An 18,207-nucleotide genomic window follows, 5' to 3' on the forward strand; every position below is an offset into this window, starting at 1 on the left:
TTTTAACATTCATTTTTTAAGTGTCCGATATACATAAGAAAAAGCCTTCTACATATGAAAATGTATCAGGCTCTTTCTATCAATTTAATTAAAGACATTCTCACTTAAAGTGAATACATAGTCATCAACGAATTATTCTTCGTCTTTATTTTCATCGTCTTCTTTGTCTTCACCAGCTACTTCAGGTTCTTCAGTTGCTGATTCACCTTCCATTGCTTCAACTTCTTCTTCAGAAGGTTCATCAGTTGGAGGAACTACTGTAACAACAGATTCTTCTGGATCGTTTTCAATTGTGAAATCACCAGATACTTTAATATCCGCAACTGAATAGCTATCACTTATTTGTAAATCAGTGATAGCTACTTCAATTGATTCTGGGATATTTTCTGGAGTTGCTGTAATTTGTAAATCAAATAATGGTTGTTCAACTACGCCGCCTTCTTTAGCGCCAACTGCTTCACCAACTAATTGAACTGGTACATCAACAGTACGTTCTTCAGTCATGTTAATAGCTAAGAAGTCGATATGAGTAATTTGGTTTTTAAGTGGATCAAATTGATAATCTGATACCATAACTTTAATTGTTTTAGAACCAACGCCTAAATCAATAACACCGTTACGTCCAACTTCACGGATGACTTTGATGAATTCAACTTCATCTACTTTAACTGAAGTGTTTTTAGTACCATAACCATAAACAACAGCAGGTACTTTACCTGTATTACGTAATTTTTTAAGGTCAGAACGAGTTTGTTTACCTTGACGAATGATTGACTTTAATGAAGCCATTCGTATTTCCACCTTTCATTTTCAAGTTGAAACAATAATAATATATTGTCTTAACTTCTCCTCACTTGCCCATCAATTTAAACATTGCTTGCAAGTGTTTATTTATTCGTTAAATCACGAACGAATAAATTATACATGGTTAAAAATAATAAGTCAAATTCATTTGTAAATTTTAGTCAAATAATACACTTACTGATTCACGTTCATATACACGAACAATAGCTTGTGCGATTAAACCAGCTACAGATAATTCTTTGATATTTGATGGTTTTTGACTATCGTCAAGTAAGATTGAATTCGTAACAATAAGTTCTTTAATCGCTGAATTTTCAATACGTTCTTTTGCAGGACCTGAGAGTACAGGATGTGTACAACAAGCATATACATCTTTCGCACCTTTATCTTTTAATGCTTGAGCAGCTAAAGTAATGGTTCCTGCCGTATCAATAATGTCATCGATAATAATAGCAGTACGTCCTTCAATTTCACCAACGATATTCATCACTTCGGCCACATTTGGTTTAGGACGACGTTTATCAATAATAGCAATCGGAGTTTTTAAAATGTCTGCTAATTTACGTGCGCGTGTTACCCCCCCATGATCAGGAGATACAACAACACATTCTTCTGGATTGATGTTAGGATCATTTTCAAAATATTGTCCAATAATCGGTACGCCCATTAAGTGATCGATTGGAATATCGAAGAAACCTTGAATTTGTGGTGCATGTAAATCTAAAGCAATCATACGATTGGCACCAGCAGTTTCAATTAAATTTGCTACTAATTTTGCAGTAATTGGTTCACGACTACGTGCTTTTCTATCTTGGCGCGCATAACCATAATAAGGAACAACAATATTGATATTTGCTGCAGAGGCACGTTTACATGCGTCAATCATAATTAATAATTCCATTAAATGTAAGTTAACTGGATAAGATGTCGGTTGAATGATAAATACATCACAACCACGAATACTTTCTTCAATATTAATTTGAATTTCACCGTCACTGAAGCGTTTAACAGAACATTTCCCTAATTCGATTCCTACACGATCAGCGACCTCTTGTGCTAATGGTTCATTTCCCTTTAAAGAAAAAATCTTTAAAGACGAATTTTTGTACTCATTATTTAACATTTATAGTCCTCCAATTTTTTACTTAGACAATACTATTATATAAAAATTTTAGCATTTTTACTATATTCCACTAAAAACTGACCAATACTATATTTATTACGTATCATTCAACTTGACATAATAGTAATACCTTCAAAATTTTGTGTTTATATATATTCATTTATTCCCTTTAATAGAAAAATGACACAGTTTTATCTTATATTAATCTTTATTTTTTATTGTAACCTTCTTTGGTTACTTGACGTGCACGTGCTAATGCTAAGCTTTCTTTAGGTATGTCATCTGTAATCGTCGATCCTGCTGCGATTAAAGCGCCATCTCCTACTGTTACAGGGGCAATTAAATTCGTGTTACAACCAATGAAAGCGTCTTTTCCAATGACTGTTTTAAATTTATTTACTCCATCATAATTAACAGTGATTGAACCACAACCAATATTCGTACGTTCACCAACTTCCGCATCGCCAATATAACTTAAGTGTGATACTTTTGCACCATCTTTTAATTCTGCTTTCTTAACTTCTACAAAGTTACCCACTTTAACTTCAGCACCTAGATTTGAACCAGGTCTTAATTGAGCAAACGGACCAACTTTTGTCTTATCTCCTACACTAGAATCATTGATGACTGATTGGATAATATTAACTTTATTGCCAATACGACTGTTGTTAATTTCTGAATATTGACCAACGTGTGTATCTTCACCAATGAATGTTTTTCCATTGATACGTACGCCTGGTTCAATAATAGTATCCATACCTATCTCTACATCTGGACCTATAAATGTAGTGATTGGATCAATGATTGTAACACCATTTCTCATATGATGATGATTAATACGGTGTTGCAACGCTTTTTCAGCATGACTTAACATGATTCGATCATTTACACCCATAATTTCATCAAAGTCATCAGTATGATATACTTCTGCTTTTCCATTATCTTCTAAAATTAAAGTAACGACGTCCGGTAAATAATATTCACCCTGTGCATTATCATTTTTAACTTGTTTAAGTTTTTCAAATAACGTTTTATTATCAAATGCAAATATACCTGAGCTGATTTCATTGATGTCTTTTTGAGCATTTGTTGCATCTTTTTCTTCTACAATGCTATTAAGGTAATGATTTTGATCACGTACGATACGCCCATACCCGAAAGGCGTCTGAGCTGTAGCTGATAAAACAGTGACGTGTGCTTGTGTTTCTTCATGGTGTGCAATTAAACGTTGTAAAGTTTCTGATGTAATAAGTGGTGTATCTCCACATACCACTAATGTTGTACCTTCTTGAGTATGTAAATGTTCTTCTGCCATTTTAACAGCATGTGCAGTTCCTAATTGTTCATTTTGATAACTATATAATGACTGATTACCTAATGTATCTTTTACTTGTTCTGCTCCGTGACCTACAATAGTGACGATTTGATTTACGCCCGCTTTTTTAACATTTGTCAGTACATGTTCAACCATTGGTTTGCCAGCAACCTCATGTAACACCTTATATTTCTTTGATTTCATTCGTGTTCCTTTTCCAGCTGCTAATATGATTGCATTTCTTTGCATGAATAATAATCCTCCAATAAAATTTGCACTTCACAAGTAATTATAATTTATCTCAACTTATAGTTTCAAGATTTAACAAATTTTGTAAACAGAGTTTAATTATTTGCATCATACATTTAATTTTTAAAAAATATCGATAAAACAATAAAAATGGGCACGAAACAAAATTCAAGTTTGAATTTAGAGTTTCGTCCCCACGTCATTTAGCTTACATAATTAATAAAATAACCATTATCAAAATATAGTTTGATTTTTGTTATTTTAAGCTTCGTCTGATTCTTCTGTTACGTCTGATGAAGCATTTTTATCTGGAATCACTTCGTCAGTTTCATCATATACTTTCATCACAGCATCCTGTATTTCTTGTCTCATTTCTGAATTGATTGGATGTGCGATATCGCGGAATTCACCATCTGGTGTACGTTTGCTTGGCATAGCAACGAAAAGACCTGAGTTGCCTTCGATTACGCGTAAATCATGAATTACAAAAGCTTCGTCTAATGTGATAGAAACGAGTGCTTTCATTCTGCCATCTGTTTGTATTTTTCTAAGTCTTACATCTGTCACTTTCATGCAGTGAGCCCCCCTAGTATATATATATCTTTGTGTGGTTAGAAGCATGACAATGTGTTAATTAAGTAAATTATATTCCTTTAACTTTACCTACTAATTCAATTTCAACTTTAACGTCTTTTGGTAAGCGAGACACTTCTACGCAACTCCGCGCAGGTTGATGCTCATTAAAGTAGCTACCATAAACTTCATTAATTTGTTGAAATTCATTCATATCAGAAATAAAAATAGTTGCTTTTACAACAGAGTTTAAATCAGAACCTGCTTCTTCAAGTACAACAGATAAATTTTCTAATACTTGTTTTGTTTGTTCTTTTACATCGCTACTTACGATATTTCCTTCAATATCTAATGGAATTTGTCCTGATGTGAATACTAAATTGTTCACAACCATTGCATGAGAATATGGTCCTAACGCTTCAGGTGCTTTATTAGTATTAATTGTTTTCATGATGTATAACTCCTTTTAAGAAAATTTAGACAAGATATTACCAGGTTCAACTTTAAATTCTTGATTATATTCGTCAACATCTGATAATTTAACTAAAGAAGTATAATCCTCAATCAATCTTTGTTTTACTTCTTTTGATTCTACTAGTACAGATACCCCTTTTACCTCTGCTTTAAACTCATTCATAAGATTCATTACACCATTTATTGAACCGCCTGCTCTCATAAAGTCATCTACAACTAACACATTTGAGTTTTCAGCTAATGTGCGTTTCGATAAGACCATCGTTTCAATTTTTCTTGATGAGCCTGAAACATAGTTAATGGAGACCGTAGAACCTTCAGTAACTTTATTGTCTTTTCTAATAACTACTACAGGTAAATTTAATACGTTTGCTACTGCATTGGCAAGTGATATCCCTTTCGTTGCAATAGTCACTACTGCATCTAGTTTCTCATCCATGTAAATACTAGCAATGAGTTTCCCTACTTTATTAAGTAATGATGGGTTCCCAACTAAGTCCGATAAAAATAAATATCCACCTGGTAATAAGCGTTCTTTTTCTTGTAGCATAGTAATGATTTCTTCTATAATTTCGATTGTTTCTTCTTTGCTCATCATTGGCTTATAGGTTACACCGCCGCTTGCGCCAGCTGTTGTAATTACAGTTCCTAATTTTTCTTTTTGGAACGTATTTTTGATGATTTGAACGTCTTCACTAATCGATGACTTCGCTTGTTTAAATTTTTTTACGAAAAAAGTTAATGGAATTAACTGATTTGGATGGTTCATTAAATATTGTGTCATAAAGACAATACGTTCACTTCTTTTATACCTCATAAGTTCCAGCCTTTCTATCCTAATAATCTTACTAAATACACTTCGTTACAACAGCCATTTACAGCATTATATACTTTCTTTGCTTGGCTCTCCTTTTGAGCGAATGCATATACAGTAGGTCCACTCCCACTCATTAGTGCTCCATCAGCACCACAACGCAACATATTATTTTTAATTTTTTTAATTTCTGGATACATAGACATAGAAACGGTTTCTAAACGATTAGATAAACTCTTACACAATTTCATATAATCTCCCTGTCTAATCGCTTCTTCACACATTTCTGTATGTACATCATAATCATCTTTCAAATTAAGTTCTTTAAAAATATCTGGAGAAGATATTCCAAGATTAGGTTTTGCTAATACCACCCATGCAGAAGGAGGCTTGTCTAGAAATTTAATTTTTTCGCCTCTTCCTTTACATATAGCAGTTTTATTATAGATGCAAAATGGAATATCAGTTCCAATTTGAAGGCCTAATTGGCTGAGTGTTTCTAAAGATGCACCTAATTCATATAAACGATTAATTCCTCGCATCGTAGCAGCAGCATCAGCTGATCCCCCAGCTAATCCAGCAGAAACCGGAATATCTTTATCAATCGAAATCGTGACGCCTTGTTTAAGTTGATATGTTTCCATCATCAGTTTGGCTGCTTGATAGGCGAGATTTTTATGATCATTAGTAACATAGTTATGTTCTATATCTACAACAATTTTATTATCATTTCTTTTCTGAAAAGACAATCTATCATTCAGATCTACTGTTGTCATTATCATAGCAATTTCATGGTAACCATCATTTCTTTTGAAAAGTGTATCGAGCGTCAAATTAATTTTGGCTGGTGCCGTTTCATATATCATTTTTCCGCCCTCTCTTCATCAATAGTATTAAAATGATTTTAACATAAAGACTTAAAATATTTGATAGTTACATTATAAATTATAATTAAAAGTTAATAAATTAGGAGATAAATGATCTTAATTTCAACTACAAATCTTGATTTATTTAAATTATTATTTTATTAAGAGTGATTAAGAATTAAAAAGAGTGTTGAACTTAAACAGCCCAACACCCAATATGCTTTTAATGATAGAGTTTGTAGTACACTAACCAACTCTATATTTATATGTTCGAATTTAGTGTGCAACTACTTCTTGATGATTATCCTCTTCAAATGAAACTTGTACGTTCTCTGTAAGAACATCCGTATATGTATACGACACTCTTTCAAAATTATGCTTATCTTGATCTAATTCAACAATAAATACTGAAGGATATGTCTCTTTTAACACTCCACAACGTTCGATTGTTTTTTTTCGACCACCGTTGGCTTTAAGTACAATACGATTTCCTAAATGACAATCAATAGAATTTTTGATGTCCAAAATTGATTTTGGCATATTGCTCCACCTCGCTACAGGTTACATAATATCATATTTTAAAGCAATATGTCAAATAAAATTTAAATTTTATCAAGGTGACGACACTTTGTCAACAATTTAATTTTCTAATTCTGGGAAATTTTTCTTTTCTTCATACAATCGTGCAAAATCTTGTATAGAAAGCGTTTCTCCACGACGTTTAGGATCAATATCTGCATTTTGTAACCATTGATGAATTTGTGATTTATATTTTTTACCATCTTTAAAGAAATTCTGATAGTTATTGTTAATCGTTTTACGTCTTTGAGCAAAAGCAGCTTTTGCAAGTTTAAAGAAAGCTTGTTCATCGTCTACTGAAACAAGAGGTTCCTCTCTTTGCATCAATTTTACAACAATCGAGTCAACATTGGGTGGTGGCATAAACACTGATTTAGGGACAGTAAGTACTTTACTCGTTTCTGTGTAATATTGCGTCACAATAGATAAAGAACCATAGGCTTTTGTACCTACTTCTGCATTTAAACGCTCTCCAACTTCTTTTTGCATCATCACTACATAACCATCAATGGGAACATCTTGTTGCATTAAATTAAGTAAAATCGGAGTCGTAATATAGTAAGGTAAATTCGCTACTACCATAATTTTATCGCAACCATTTAAATACGTGTTCACAGCGGTAGCTATATCAGCTTTTAATATATCTTCATTTATAATTGTTACATTATCATAGGGATGAAGTGTTTCTTTTAAAACTGGAATTAAACGTTGATCGATTTCAAATGACAATACTTTTTTAGCACTTTTAGCTAGTTGTTCTGTTAATGATCCCATACCAGGACCCACTTCAATTATGCCTGTCGACTGATCAATATGACTTGCATCAATAATTTTATGAATAATATTAACATCTACTAAGAAATTTTGTCCTAAACTTTTCTTAAAATTAAAGTCAAATTGATTTAATAGTTCTTTTGTTCTAGAAGGTGTAGCTATATCTTTTCTATCCATCTTTACCTATTCTCCTTATCCATTGATAATGCACGTCGTACGTCTTCTTCAGTATAACCAAAAGCATTTAATTTTTTTAGTAATTGTTTGCCATTAGAATGTCCAATATGTAATTTACGTCCAAGTATTTCTCTCTTACGTCTCGCATCTTTACCAACAATTAAACCTAAATCAATTAATACACTTTTATCTATCGACTCCTCTCCTTCTTCAAAAGGGGAACTTACATGCATTAAGGCTTTCTTTATATCTTCAGGATGTGTATGTTCTATCCCAACTTTTCCACGCTTATTTTTCGCTTTTTCACGATCAACATAGGCATGTTTAACTCTTGGTACATGTTCAGTAATAATATTTCTAATTCTATCCCCTGGAAAGTCAGGATCAGTTAATACAATCACACCTCTTGTTTCTTGAGCCTTCTGAATCACTGCTAAGGTTTCTTTATTAATGGCGCTTCCATTTGTTTCAATCGTCTCACATTCCACAGCTGTTTTAACTCGTTCTGTGTCATCTCTGCCTTCGACAACGATAAATTCATTTATTCTCATATTCATTTACCATTACCTTTCACTTAATCTCATTTCTATTATAACGGTTATACTATAAAAAATGAGAAAGATGCACATATTATCGTCATTCACTATTAGATAGCATTACGATAGATGATGTTTTACATCTTTCTCATACTGAGGATTATTAATTTAAGTTAAATAATCTTTCTGCATTTTCTGTAGTTTGACGGCATACCTCTTCGTATGTCATATCACGTAAATCTGCAATTTGTTGTGCAACAAGCGTGACACGTTCAGGTTCATTACGTTTTCCTCTATAAGGATGTGGAGATAAATAAGGTGCATCTGTTTCAACTAATAAACGATCCATTGGAACATGTTTAGCGACCTCTTTAGGTTGTTTTGCATTTTTGAATGTGACTGGTCCACCTAATGAAACATAGAAATTAAGTTTATTAATAACGACATCTGCAATTTCAGGTGATGCACTAAAACTATGCATAATGCCTCCAACTTCTTCTGCATGTTCTTCCATTAAAATATCTACACAATCTTGAGTCGCTTCACGATTATGAATGACAATAGGTAACTTAACACGTTTAGCTAAAGCAATTTGCTTTCTAAACACTTCTTTTTGAACATCAGCTGGAGATTTATCCCAATGATAATCTAATCCCATTTCTCCAATACCGATAATTTTAGGATGCTGAGCTAATGATTCAATCCATTCTAAACGTTCTTCAGTAAAATCTATTGCATCTACAGGATGCCAACCAATAATGCCATAAATAAAGTCATATTCATCAATAAGTTCCATAGTACGTTCAATTGTCTTAGTATCAAATCCCACGACAAACATACGGTCAACGCCCGCTTCTCTTGCACGAGATATCACTTCACTTAAATCTTCATCATATTGTTCGTCATTTAAATGAACATGTGTATCTATTAACATTTTATCTCTCCTAACGGCTATATTTATTTTATAATTGCACCATTTGGAATTGCACTCGGTAAGCTTACTAACGTTAATACTTTATCTTTTTCAGCTGATAATATCATACCTTCAGATTTGTGACCCATTAATTTTGCTGGCTTAAGGTTAGTTACAACAGCCACTTTTTTGCCAATAATATCTTCTGGGCGATAGAATTTCGCAATACCTGAAACAATCTGACGTTGTTCTGCTCCTAAATCAACTTGTATTTTTAATAATTTATCTGATTTCGGTACATTTTCTGCATCAATAACAGTTGCAGCTTTAATTTCCACTTTATCAAAATCTTTAATATCAATTTGCGATTTACTTGACACTTCTTCTTTATCATCTTCATTAGATTTAGGTGGTTGCATTGATTCTTTAATAAATGCAATTTCATCCTCTGAATCTAATCTTGGGAAGATTGGAGAAGGTTTTTCAGTAACCATAATTGGTTCTTGTAATGCACCATAATGTTCTAAACTTGATAATTCGTATAAATCTGGATTATTAATATTCAATTGTTTAAAAACTTCTTTAGGCGCATGTGTTAAGAATGGGCGCAATAATACAGTTGCAAAACGAATATTTTCAACTAAGTGTGCCATTACATTTCCTAACATATCTTTTTGACTTTCATCTTTAGCTAAAACCCATGGAGTGGTTTCATCGATGTATTTATTTGTTCGACTTATTAACTTCCAAACTGTAGATAATGCTACTGAGAATTGGAAACTTTCCATATTGTCATGGAAATTTTTTACAGTTTCAAGTGCTAATGCTTCCATATCTTCATCTAATTCATGTTTTGGTCCTTGGTATGCAGGGAGCTCTCCTTGGAAATATTTATTAATCATAGAAATCGTACGGTTAACTAAGTTACCTAAATCATTTGCTAAGTCGAAATTAGTACGTTCAACAAATGCCTCCGGAGTAAATACTCCGTCAGATCCGAATGGTAATTCACGCATTAAATAATAGCGTGTAGCATCTAAACCATAACGATCAATGAGGACATTAGGATCTACTACATTACCTTTAGATTTACTCATTTTTCCATCTTTCATTAAAATCCATCCGTGCGCGAATACTTTTTTCGGTAAAGGTAAATCAAGAGCCATAAGTAAGATAGGCCAAATAATAGAATGGAAACGAACGATTTCTTTTGCCATTAAGTGTACATCTGCTGGCCAATATTTTTGGAATAATGAATCATCATCTGATAAATATCCAAGAGAAGAAATATAATTTACTAAAGCATCAATCCATACATAAACTACATGTTTAGGGTTAGATGGAACTCTTACCCCCCAATCAAACGACGTACGTGAAACTGCTAAATCTTCTAATCCTGGCTTAATAAAGTTATTAATCATTTCATTTTTTCTAGATGGAGGTTGAATAAAATCAGGATTCGCATCATAAAATTCTAATAAGCGATCTGTATATTTATTAATATTAAAGAAATAACTTTCTTCTTTAACTAATTCAACTTCATGTCCAGAATCTGGACTTTTACCGCCTGCGATTTTACCATTTTCGTAAATAGGATCTACAAGTTGAGATTCAGTATAATACGTTTCATCAGGAACAGAATACCATCCCTCATATTCACCAAGATAAATATCACCTTGTTTTAATAAACGTTCAAATACTTTTTCTACCACTTGTTTATGACGTTCTTCTGTAGTTCTAATAAAATCATCATTTGAGATTTCCAATTTAGCCCATAAGCGTTTGATTCCAGCAATCATTTCATCTAAATACTCTAATTCTGTTTTTCCTGCTTTTTGCGCTTTTTCTTGGATTTTTTGACCATGCTCGTCTGTACCTGTAAGGTAACGAACATCATATCCTTGCATGCGTTTATATCGTGCAATTACATCACCAGCAACTGTAGAATATGCGTGACCGATATGCAGATTACCACTAGGATAATAAATAGGGGTTGTAATATAAAATGTTTCTTTCGCCATCAGTAGTCCTCCCTTTCGTTCATGTCTTAATGACTAGTTCACTTTAAATTTTATCTAAATTTTTAATTATTTTCTAATGAATGTTTATTATAACGTTTGTCATAAAACATCTATCTTATTCATTATAACCCATATAGAATATACATTGTCGTATCTTATTAACATTACCATAAATTAATATTTTATGGTATTTTTCTATCACTATGATACAAGTTTTTATCAATTTTACGATTTAATATTATGATAAATATCATAAATCTCACTTGTTTTCATCTGCCGTTCTTCTGCTACTATTTTTATTGCTTTCTTAGGTTTTAAATTTTGAGTCTCAATATAATGATTAACATGATCTATAATCGTTACATCTTCAAACCATTGTTTTGTTTCTTGAGCTTTGGCACCCTCAATTAAAATCACAAATTCTCCCTTTTGTGGAATCTCTTGATTTTCAATCGCTTCTAATAATTGTGATACTTCATACATAACAATTTGTTCAAATTTTTTAGTAAGTTCACGACCTACCGCTACACGTCTTCTTGCATCTACTTTAATAATCGCTTTTAGTGTATCAATCACTCTAAATGGAGACTCATAGATAATTAAAGTACTATCTTGATACATTCGTTGAGATAAAATATTTACCTTTTCTTTTTCTTTTCGTGGCAAGAAGCCTAAAAAAGTATATGTAAATGAAGGTAAACCACTTGCCATTAGTGCAGTTAATCCTGCATTAGGTCCTGGAATGGTTTCTACAGCAATGTTATGTTTATGTGCGTCAACAACAAGTTCATATCCTGGATCGCTAATTAACGGCAACCCTGCATCTGACACAAGCGCAATATTATTTTCTTCTTTAAGTAATTGAATTAAATAATCTGTCTGCTGTTCTTTATTATGTTCATGATATGATTTTAATGGAGTGGTAATATCATAGTGGTTACATAACTTTTTAGTTACTCTCGTATCTTCACACGCAATGATATCTACCTGCTTTAACGTTTCAATTGCTCGAAATGTAATGTCACCTAAATTACCTATAGGTGTCCCTACTAAGTATAAAGTTGCCATATTATCCCCCTTCAATCAATTTTAATTTTCTTTGTCTTGTAAATGTCTTAATTTCATATTCTCTGCGTAAAGCTTCTGATTTTGTCTCGTACATTTCTTGATATACTAACACTACCGGACGTCTTGTTTTTGTATATTTAGCGCCTTTCCCCGCATTGTGTTTATTTATACGTGCCTCAATATTATTCGTATACCCAGTGTATAAACTGTTATCACTGCAGCGTACGATATATACAAAATGACTACCCATAATAAACCTCTTTCATTTGCTCACTATATTCGCCATTTTCATTGTAAATATAAAATGGTGGTGCAATCTCTAGACCTTGATTACCATTTTTTCTTCCTTCAACAACAATGGTGACAGCTGATTTACCATGCTTACTATAAATAAATACAATACGTTTAGGTTCGATATTAGCTTGTCTCATTTCAGTTAATACATCCATAAGTCGTTCAGCACGATGAACCATAACTAGACGTCCACCCTGTTTTAATAAATGTCGTGCTGCAAACATGCAATCTTCTAAACTACACATAATTTCATGTCGTGCTATTTTATGTGCTTCTTTTTGGTGTTGATGAAGTTGATTACGTTTAAAATAAGGTGGGTTACAGGTTATTAATGTAAACTGAGAGGGTTTAAACGTTTGATACACATCTTTTAAATCCATATTATGCATAGATAATCGCTCTTCTAATTGATTATATTTAAAGCTTCGTTGAGCCATGTCTGCCAACTGTTCTTGGATTTCAATACTTTCTATTTTTTGGTGACTTTTTGCAGATAATAATAAAGCAATAACACCATTTCCGGCACACAAGTCTAGAATGCTATCATTTTTTCGTACATTAGTAAAATGTGCTAATAAGAGTGCATCAGTAGAAAAAGCAAACACCTCATCATTTTGAATGATTTTTAAGTTCTCCTTAATTAAATCATCTAATCTTTCTTGTTTTTTCAACATATATGTTATCTCCTAAAAAAGAGATGTATCACAACACAAAATCTGAAATTTTATTGTGTTGAAATTCATCTCTCCTAAAAATTAAGATTATACCATCCATTTATCATTCTTCATTATGAATTTAACTATTTAAAACATTCATGCATAATAAACAATCTTCACCATAACGATGTTTACCAAATAATTCGCCATTACAAATATGAAAACCTTCACTATACAAAACAGCTAAATTATCTTTACTTGGTAAAGGTTTTTTTACATTTTTAATTGCACTTTTAAAGTCATTTTCATTTGATTTTTTATTATGTTGACTTTCACTATTGACTTTTGTTGATTCAACATCTTGTTCACTTTTAGCCATTAGTGCTTTTAAATTATCGTTCTCTACTTGTAACGTTACATTTTCTTCTATCAATTGAATAGCTAAAGATTTAAGTTCAGTCATCTCTTGAGTGAATACATTAACGTTACTTTCTAATTTTACGATTTTTTCGAATAAATCATTACGATTCAAAAGAAAGACACTCTCCTTAATTAAATGTAGCTAATTCCTCCATTTTATATTCTAAAGGTTGCTCTAAACCATCAATCTTCACTTGCATCGAAATATCTAATATATTTAATCCTACAACGTGTCCAGTACCTTCCGGTGTATGAATTTCATCGCCTACATCTGGTAATTGTGCACGAGCTTCTTCATAATAATCATTTTCATATTTAAGACAACACATTAAGCGTCCACATGCACCAGAAATCTTAGTTGGATTTAACGATAAATTTTGATCTTTTGCCATTTTGATAGATACCGGTTGAAAGTCTCCTAAAAATGTTGAACAACATAATGAACGCCCACAAGGTCCAATTCCTCCTAATAGTTTTGCTTCATCACGAACGCCAATTTGTCTAAGTTCAATACGTGTTCTTAAATTTTGAGCTAATACTTTCACTAACTTTCTAAAATCGATACGATCATCAGCAGTAAAATTAAAAATAACTTTCGATTTATCTAAAGTATACTCACAATTCACTAAGCGCATATCTAAATCTTGATCTTTCACTAACTGTTTACATAAAATTAGTGCTTGCTCTGCATCTTCTTCATTTTGATTGTATTGTTGTATATCTTCTTCAGTGGCAATACGTAGAATTTCTTTTAACGGTAATGTCACATCTTCATCATTTACACATTTTGAAGTCAATTTTACTATACCTATTTCAATGCCTCGTTTAGATTCGACTACAACCCAGTCTTCACTGTCTAATTTTAAATCATTCGGTGCATAATATTCCAATTTACCTGCTTTTTGAAATTGCACTCCTACTACATTTGGCATTTAACTCACACCTTTAATTACGATTTGTTCAAATACGAGCATCGGATTCACATTCTGTATCAATTTTTTATGTGCTTCTGTAATTTGATCATACATTAATATCATTTGATTAAGTGTTAATCGTGTTGTATATTCCTTAATTAGTGGTTTAAGATCAGTAAAAATGAAATTGTCCTCAATTCCGACTTTAGCATGCATCATATCTTCAAAAAAAGCATTGATAATAGACAAAGTAAGAAGTTGTAGTTTTCGATTTTTAGCATTTTTTAACACATCAATAACACCAATCAAGGCCATTGGCTTATTTGTTAATAATAATTCACACCAATGAACGATTACTTGTCTTAATTCAATTAAATCATACTCTTCATTAAGGTCTTTGGCTACCTCAATTTGTGTGGTATATGAACTTAACATTTCAGCAATAGCCCGATTAATTCCATTATCGACAAGTTTATCAACAAAATGCGATTTGTCACTCGGTTTAAAATACATATGTTGACATCTAGAGTGAATCGTATTTAATATTTGTTCTGGTTTAGTAGAAATTAAAATTGCAATAGTATTTTCTGGAGGTTCCTCTAAAAATTTTAAGATACTATTTTCACCTTGAACAGTTAATTTTTCAAAGTCCTCTATGATATAAACTTTATATGTACCTTCAATAGGTAATTGGTTCATTTGGCGTACAAGTTGCTCAATTTGTTCTTTTTTTATAGTAGATTCTTCAGAGGATATATATGTAAAATCAGGATGATTAAAATTACGCAATTTCAATTCACATTGTTCATTTCCATTACAAAGAATAAGTTGTGCAAATTCCATTGCTACATGTTTCATTGATTGTGCATCATCACCTTCAAATAAATAGGCGTGTGATAATTTATTCGAATGAAACGCATTGGCTAATTTTTGTAATTCCTCCATATTTGCATACTCCTTATTCATAGTTCATTTTAAAATTATATCATTAAATTTATAAGTCGCATTTATCATTCAGCAGCTAATTATGATATATATGATAAAGAGCCGATAACATAAAATATGTTTCAGGCTCTTTGAAAATTATCTTTTAAAACTTTATTTAATTGTTAAATTAAGCTTAGAATCTGTGGAATTTTTCTACTGGCATTACAAATACTGTAGCGCCTCCAACTTCAACTTCAACAGGATAAGGTATGTAAGAGTCTGCACTACCACCCATTGGCGTCATTGGTGAAACAAGTTGATCTCTATTACCACACGTATTATCAATAACTGTTAAAGCCTCATCAACACGTTCATCATCTACACCACATAAGAATGTTGTATTTCCCGCTCTTAAGAAGCCACCAGTTGTTGCTAGTTTAGTAGCTCTAAAATTATTTTTTACGAGTTGGTCTGAAAGTTCTTGACTATCCTGATCTTGAACGATCGCTATAATCATTTTCATTTTAATACACCTCTCCATATTATTATATCATAAGTTTTTTAAGTAACTTAAAATTATCTCATACGTAGCACTTACAACACTTTCGATGCTTTGTGTAGCATCAACTACTTTAAAACGCTCAGGATTAGTTTTAATTAATGTTTTATATCCCTCAATTACTTTTTGATGAAAAGTTAGTGTTTCTTTGTCTAATCGATTCTGACTTCTTTGATTTTTTAGTATTCGTTCTCTCCCCACTTCAGCATCAATGTCAAGATAAATTGTTAAGTCTGGATAAAGTCCATTAATTGCAAATTCATTTATTTTTTTAACTTCTTCTATACCTATACCCCGCGCATACCCTTGATATGCTAAAGAACTGTCAATATATCGATCACATAAAACTACTTTATTATTGTTTAAAGCGGGTATCACTTTTTCAACCAAATGTTCTCTTCTAGATGCTGCAAATAACAATGCCTCTGTACGTATATCAATATTTTCACCATCTAGTAAGATATTACGTATTTCTTCCCCCGTAGACACTCCACCTGGTTCTCGAGTAGAAATAACATTATAATTTTCAGATAACAACTTATTAATCTGATTTAACACTGTAGTTTTCCCAGAACCTTCAGGTCCTTCAAACGTTATAAATGCAGCCATATTATTCATCCTTAACTAATATTTTATCGTTTTTAATACCTTCAACACGTACACTATGTGAAAGATAATATTGCATCAATTTTATCATATTTTTAGTCACTTTTTCTCCTTTCCAAAACACAGGAATTCCAGGAGGATAAGGAACAATATGTTGAGCTAATAATTTATCTTGTGATTTATTAATATTTATCCAATATGCATTATTAATATATTTTGATACATAAACACTTTTTTCTAGTGGCAATAAAACTGGCTCTAACTTTTCTTTTCCTTTTTTAGATAATTTTATAGTTTTTATTCTATGTAGTAACGTTTCGAAAGGATATCTATCATTAAAATGCCATAATGGTAAGACAATGAGTATTTGATAATCATCAGCTAATTCAATATAAATATGATTCTTTTCAAAATAACGTTGTACTTCAACACCCGTATGCCCATTTGCTCGAACAATAAGCTTTAATGGATCCTCTACTTCAATAACTTCAAAATGCTGTTGTCTTAACGTTTCAATAAGTTGTTTTCTTTTTTCGAAAAAAAGACTACTGTCATAGGAATTATAAAATTGATGCGCTAGTTCAATGCTCGACATTACTAAATAAGATGGACTAGAAGTTTGAAAAACACCTAAATATTTAATAACTTCATCTTTCAAAGGTGCATTTTTATGAATAAATAATACTGATCCCATAGTAAGTGTAGGCAAAGTTTTGTGATACGATTGAACAACATAGTCAGCTTCTGATTCTAAAGCTGATTTAGGAAAGTGCTTCAAATTAAAATGGGCACCATGAGCCTCATCAATTAAAACAGGTATATTGTAATCGTGAAATTGTTTAACACACTGATTGATATCAAAGCATTCTCCATAATAATTTGGATAAGTAACTACAGCGAGTTTTTGATGTCGTAACATTTTAGTATCTATCAAAGGCGCTAAATACTGGTAACTTTTATCACTTCTATACATAGGCAAAACATCTGCAGACTGTTGAGTTAAATCTAAAGCATTAAAAACTGATTTATGTACATTACGGCTAATTAAATAACGACCTTTTATATGAGCAAATGCTTGTATAACTGATAAAATGCCAGAAGTTGTACCATTAACTAAATAATAAGCATCATAATTAGGAAGCTTATTCACACGATTCATACTTTCTAAAATAGTATCTTCTGGATGATGTAAATCATCTAGACCCGTGATTTCAGTCATATCCATTTTCAAAGATAATTCATCTAAATAACCGATGGTCATATTTTTATGACCTGGAACATGTAATGAGATAGCATTATGATAAATTAAATCATCAAGTTTTTGAGTGATAGGCAATTTCAATTAAGTTCTCTCCTCACATACCTTTAAATATCTCCTATTTTAATAGATAATTTAAAAAAGTAAAAGAAACGCTACAATTTCTGTTGTTTGATTTCTTCTTAATTCATTAGCTCCAATCACTTTCTCTAAATTTCGACATAAAAAAAGAGACCTCGCGGTCTCAATATCGGTTCATCGCATCCATACAATGATTTGCCTGGCAA

21 protein-coding genes are annotated in these 18,207 nt (G+C 31.9%); all 21 read right to left on the bottom strand.

The features are described from left to right. Positions 1-132: 132 nt before the first annotated feature. Positions 133-789 (bottom strand): 50S ribosomal protein L25/general stress protein Ctc, encoded by a 657-nt coding sequence (locus tag HMPREF3046_RS05885; RefSeq protein ID WP_070717446.1) that lies wholly within the window; start codon positions 787-789, stop codon positions 133-135. A 172-nt stretch (positions 790-961) separates the two neighbouring features. After that, on the bottom strand, positions 962-1,927 hold the full coding sequence (locus HMPREF3046_RS05890; RefSeq protein ID WP_002449951.1) for a ribose-phosphate diphosphokinase: 966 nt from the start codon (positions 1,925-1,927) through the stop codon (positions 962-964). 208 nt (positions 1,928-2,135) lie between these two features. Continuing rightward, on the bottom strand, positions 2,136-3,491 hold the full coding sequence (gene glmU / locus HMPREF3046_RS05895; RefSeq protein ID WP_070717449.1) for a bifunctional UDP-N-acetylglucosamine diphosphorylase/glucosamine-1-phosphate N-acetyltransferase GlmU: 1,356 nt from the start codon (positions 3,489-3,491) through the stop codon (positions 2,136-2,138). Positions 3,492-3,752: 261 nt separating this feature from the next. After that, positions 3,753-4,064 (bottom strand): septation regulator SpoVG, encoded by a 312-nt coding sequence (gene spoVG / locus HMPREF3046_RS05900; RefSeq protein ID WP_002449945.1) that lies wholly within the window; start codon positions 4,062-4,064, stop codon positions 3,753-3,755. Positions 4,065-4,134: 70 nt separating this feature from the next. Next, positions 4,135-4,515 (bottom strand): RidA family protein, encoded by a 381-nt coding sequence (locus HMPREF3046_RS05905; RefSeq protein WP_070717451.1) that lies wholly within the window; start codon positions 4,513-4,515, stop codon positions 4,135-4,137. 15 nt (positions 4,516-4,530) lie between these two features. Beyond that, positions 4,531-5,355: a pur operon repressor gene (gene purR / locus HMPREF3046_RS05910; protein WP_064206795.1), complete on the bottom strand. Its 825-nt coding sequence runs from the start codon at positions 5,353-5,355 to the stop codon at positions 4,531-4,533. Positions 5,356-5,369: 14 nt separating this feature from the next. Continuing rightward, complete coding sequence (ispE, locus tag HMPREF3046_RS05915) at positions 5,370-6,218, bottom strand: 4-(cytidine 5'-diphospho)-2-C-methyl-D-erythritol kinase (protein WP_070717455.1); 849 nt, start codon at positions 6,216-6,218, stop codon at positions 5,370-5,372. A 276-nt stretch (positions 6,219-6,494) separates the two neighbouring features. Next, positions 6,495-6,758 carry a biofilm formation stimulator Veg gene (gene veg / locus HMPREF3046_RS05920; RefSeq protein WP_002449940.1) on the bottom strand — a complete coding sequence of 88 codons (264 nt, stop codon included), beginning with the start codon at positions 6,756-6,758 and terminating at the stop codon, positions 6,495-6,497. A 99-nt stretch (positions 6,759-6,857) separates the two neighbouring features. After that, positions 6,858-7,748, bottom strand: coding sequence for a 16S rRNA (adenine(1518)-N(6)/adenine(1519)-N(6))-dimethyltransferase RsmA (gene rsmA, locus HMPREF3046_RS05925; protein ID WP_064206797.1), 891 nt, complete (start codon positions 7,746-7,748; stop codon positions 6,858-6,860). 2 nt (positions 7,749-7,750) lie between these two features. Further along, positions 7,751-8,299: a ribonuclease M5 gene (gene rnmV / locus HMPREF3046_RS05930; RefSeq protein ID WP_070717471.1), complete on the bottom strand. Its 549-nt coding sequence runs from the start codon at positions 8,297-8,299 to the stop codon at positions 7,751-7,753. Between the two features lie 148 nt (positions 8,300-8,447). Next, positions 8,448-9,218 carry a TatD family hydrolase gene (locus tag HMPREF3046_RS05935; RefSeq protein ID WP_002449955.1) on the bottom strand — a complete coding sequence of 257 codons (771 nt, stop codon included), beginning with the start codon at positions 9,216-9,218 and terminating at the stop codon, positions 8,448-8,450. Positions 9,219-9,241: 23 nt separating this feature from the next. After that, the gene (gene metG / locus HMPREF3046_RS05940) at positions 9,242-11,218 is read right to left on the bottom strand and encodes a methionine--tRNA ligase (RefSeq protein WP_070717458.1); all 1,977 of its coding nucleotides are present in this window, start codon (positions 11,216-11,218) and stop codon (positions 9,242-9,244) included. 225 nt (positions 11,219-11,443) lie between these two features. Further along, positions 11,444-12,286, bottom strand: a complete 843-nt coding sequence (rsmI, locus tag HMPREF3046_RS05945) for a 16S rRNA (cytidine(1402)-2'-O)-methyltransferase (protein WP_064206800.1) — start codon at positions 12,284-12,286, stop codon at positions 11,444-11,446. A 1-nt stretch (position 12,287) separates the two neighbouring features. Then, complete coding sequence (locus HMPREF3046_RS05950) at positions 12,288-12,536, bottom strand: GIY-YIG nuclease family protein (RefSeq protein WP_070717461.1); 249 nt, start codon at positions 12,534-12,536, stop codon at positions 12,288-12,290. Further along, entirely contained in the window at positions 12,529-13,254 is a 726-nt protein-coding gene (locus HMPREF3046_RS05955; protein ID WP_070717465.1) for a tRNA1(Val) (adenine(37)-N6)-methyltransferase, read from the bottom strand. Before HMPREF3046_RS05955 ends, HMPREF3046_RS05950 begins: the two co-directional genes overlap by 8 nt. 121 nt (positions 13,255-13,375) lie before the next feature. Beyond that, the gene (yabA, locus tag HMPREF3046_RS05960; protein ID WP_064206802.1) at positions 13,376-13,768 is read right to left on the bottom strand and encodes a DNA replication initiation control protein YabA; all 393 of its coding nucleotides are present in this window, start codon (positions 13,766-13,768) and stop codon (positions 13,376-13,378) included. A gap of 16 nt (positions 13,769-13,784) precedes the next feature. Next, positions 13,785-14,588, bottom strand: coding sequence for a PSP1 domain-containing protein (locus tag HMPREF3046_RS05965; protein ID WP_064206803.1), 804 nt, complete (start codon positions 14,586-14,588; stop codon positions 13,785-13,787). Next, a complete protein-coding gene (locus HMPREF3046_RS05970) occupies positions 14,589-15,515 on the bottom strand; it encodes a DNA polymerase III subunit delta' C-terminal domain-containing protein (protein ID WP_064206804.1) in 927 nt (308 codons plus the stop codon). 175 nt (positions 15,516-15,690) lie between these two features. Continuing rightward, a complete protein-coding gene (locus HMPREF3046_RS05975) occupies positions 15,691-16,020 on the bottom strand; it encodes a cyclic-di-AMP receptor (protein WP_002455851.1) in 330 nt (109 codons plus the stop codon). A gap of 27 nt (positions 16,021-16,047) precedes the next feature. Next, positions 16,048-16,665 carry a dTMP kinase gene (tmk, locus tag HMPREF3046_RS05980; RefSeq protein WP_064206805.1) on the bottom strand — a complete coding sequence of 206 codons (618 nt, stop codon included), beginning with the start codon at positions 16,663-16,665 and terminating at the stop codon, positions 16,048-16,050. Between the two features lies 1 nt (position 16,666). After that, on the bottom strand, positions 16,667-18,004 hold the full coding sequence (locus HMPREF3046_RS05985; RefSeq protein ID WP_070717468.1) for an aminotransferase class V-fold PLP-dependent enzyme: 1,338 nt from the start codon (positions 18,002-18,004) through the stop codon (positions 16,667-16,669). Positions 18,005-18,207: the final 203 nt, after the last annotated feature.

This window comes from Staphylococcus sp. HMSC070D05, assembly GCF_001815595.1.
In the GTDB taxonomy this organism is placed as follows: Bacteria; Bacillota; Bacilli; order Staphylococcales; family Staphylococcaceae; genus Staphylococcus; species Staphylococcus hominis.

Bases quoted from the DNA above. Each gene is read 5' to 3' on its own strand.
- HMPREF3046_RS05885 (WP_070717446.1), bottom strand. From the start codon at position 789: ATGGCTTCATTAAAGTCAATCATTCGTCAAGGTAAACAAACTCGTTCT.
- HMPREF3046_RS05890 (WP_002449951.1), bottom strand. From the start codon at position 1,927: ATGTTAAATAATGAGTACAAAAATTCGTCTTTAAAGATTTTTTCTTTA.
- glmU (WP_070717449.1), bottom strand. From the start codon at position 3,491: ATGCAAAGAAATGCAATCATATTAGCAGCTGGAAAAGGAACACGAATG.
- spoVG (WP_002449945.1), bottom strand. From the start codon at position 4,064: ATGAAAGTGACAGATGTAAGACTTAGAAAAATACAAACAGATGGCAGA.
- HMPREF3046_RS05905 (WP_070717451.1), bottom strand. From the start codon at position 4,515: ATGAAAACAATTAATACTAATAAAGCACCTGAAGCGTTAGGACCATAT.
- purR (WP_064206795.1), bottom strand. From the start codon at position 5,355: ATGAGGTATAAAAGAAGTGAACGTATTGTCTTTATGACACAATATTTA.
- ispE (WP_070717455.1), bottom strand. From the start codon at position 6,218: ATGATATATGAAACGGCACCAGCCAAAATTAATTTGACGCTCGATACA.
- veg (WP_002449940.1), bottom strand. From the start codon at position 6,758: ATGCCAAAATCAATTTTGGACATCAAAAATTCTATTGATTGTCATTTA.
- rsmA (WP_064206797.1), bottom strand. From the start codon at position 7,748: ATGGATAGAAAAGATATAGCTACACCTTCTAGAACAAAAGAACTATTA.
- rnmV (WP_070717471.1), bottom strand. From the start codon at position 8,299: ATGAGAATAAATGAATTTATCGTTGTCGAAGGCAGAGATGACACAGAA.
- HMPREF3046_RS05935 (WP_002449955.1), bottom strand. From the start codon at position 9,218: ATGTTAATAGATACACATGTTCATTTAAATGACGAACAATATGATGAA.
- metG (WP_070717458.1), bottom strand. From the start codon at position 11,218: ATGGCGAAAGAAACATTTTATATTACAACCCCTATTTATTATCCTAGT.
- rsmI (WP_064206800.1), bottom strand. From the start codon at position 12,286: ATGGCAACTTTATACTTAGTAGGGACACCTATAGGTAATTTAGGTGAC.
- HMPREF3046_RS05950 (WP_070717461.1), bottom strand. From the start codon at position 12,536: ATGGGTAGTCATTTTGTATATATCGTACGCTGCAGTGATAACAGTTTA.
- HMPREF3046_RS05955 (WP_070717465.1), bottom strand. From the start codon at position 13,254: ATGTTGAAAAAACAAGAAAGATTAGATGATTTAATTAAGGAGAACTTA.
- HMPREF3046_RS05965 (WP_064206803.1), bottom strand. From the start codon at position 14,588: ATGCCAAATGTAGTAGGAGTGCAATTTCAAAAAGCAGGTAAATTGGAA.
- HMPREF3046_RS05970 (WP_064206804.1), bottom strand. From the start codon at position 15,515: ATGGAGGAATTACAAAAATTAGCCAATGCGTTTCATTCGAATAAATTA.
- HMPREF3046_RS05975 (WP_002455851.1), bottom strand. From the start codon at position 16,020: ATGAAAATGATTATAGCGATCGTTCAAGATCAGGATAGTCAAGAACTT.
- tmk (WP_064206805.1), bottom strand. From the start codon at position 16,665: ATGGCTGCATTTATAACGTTTGAAGGACCTGAAGGTTCTGGGAAAACT.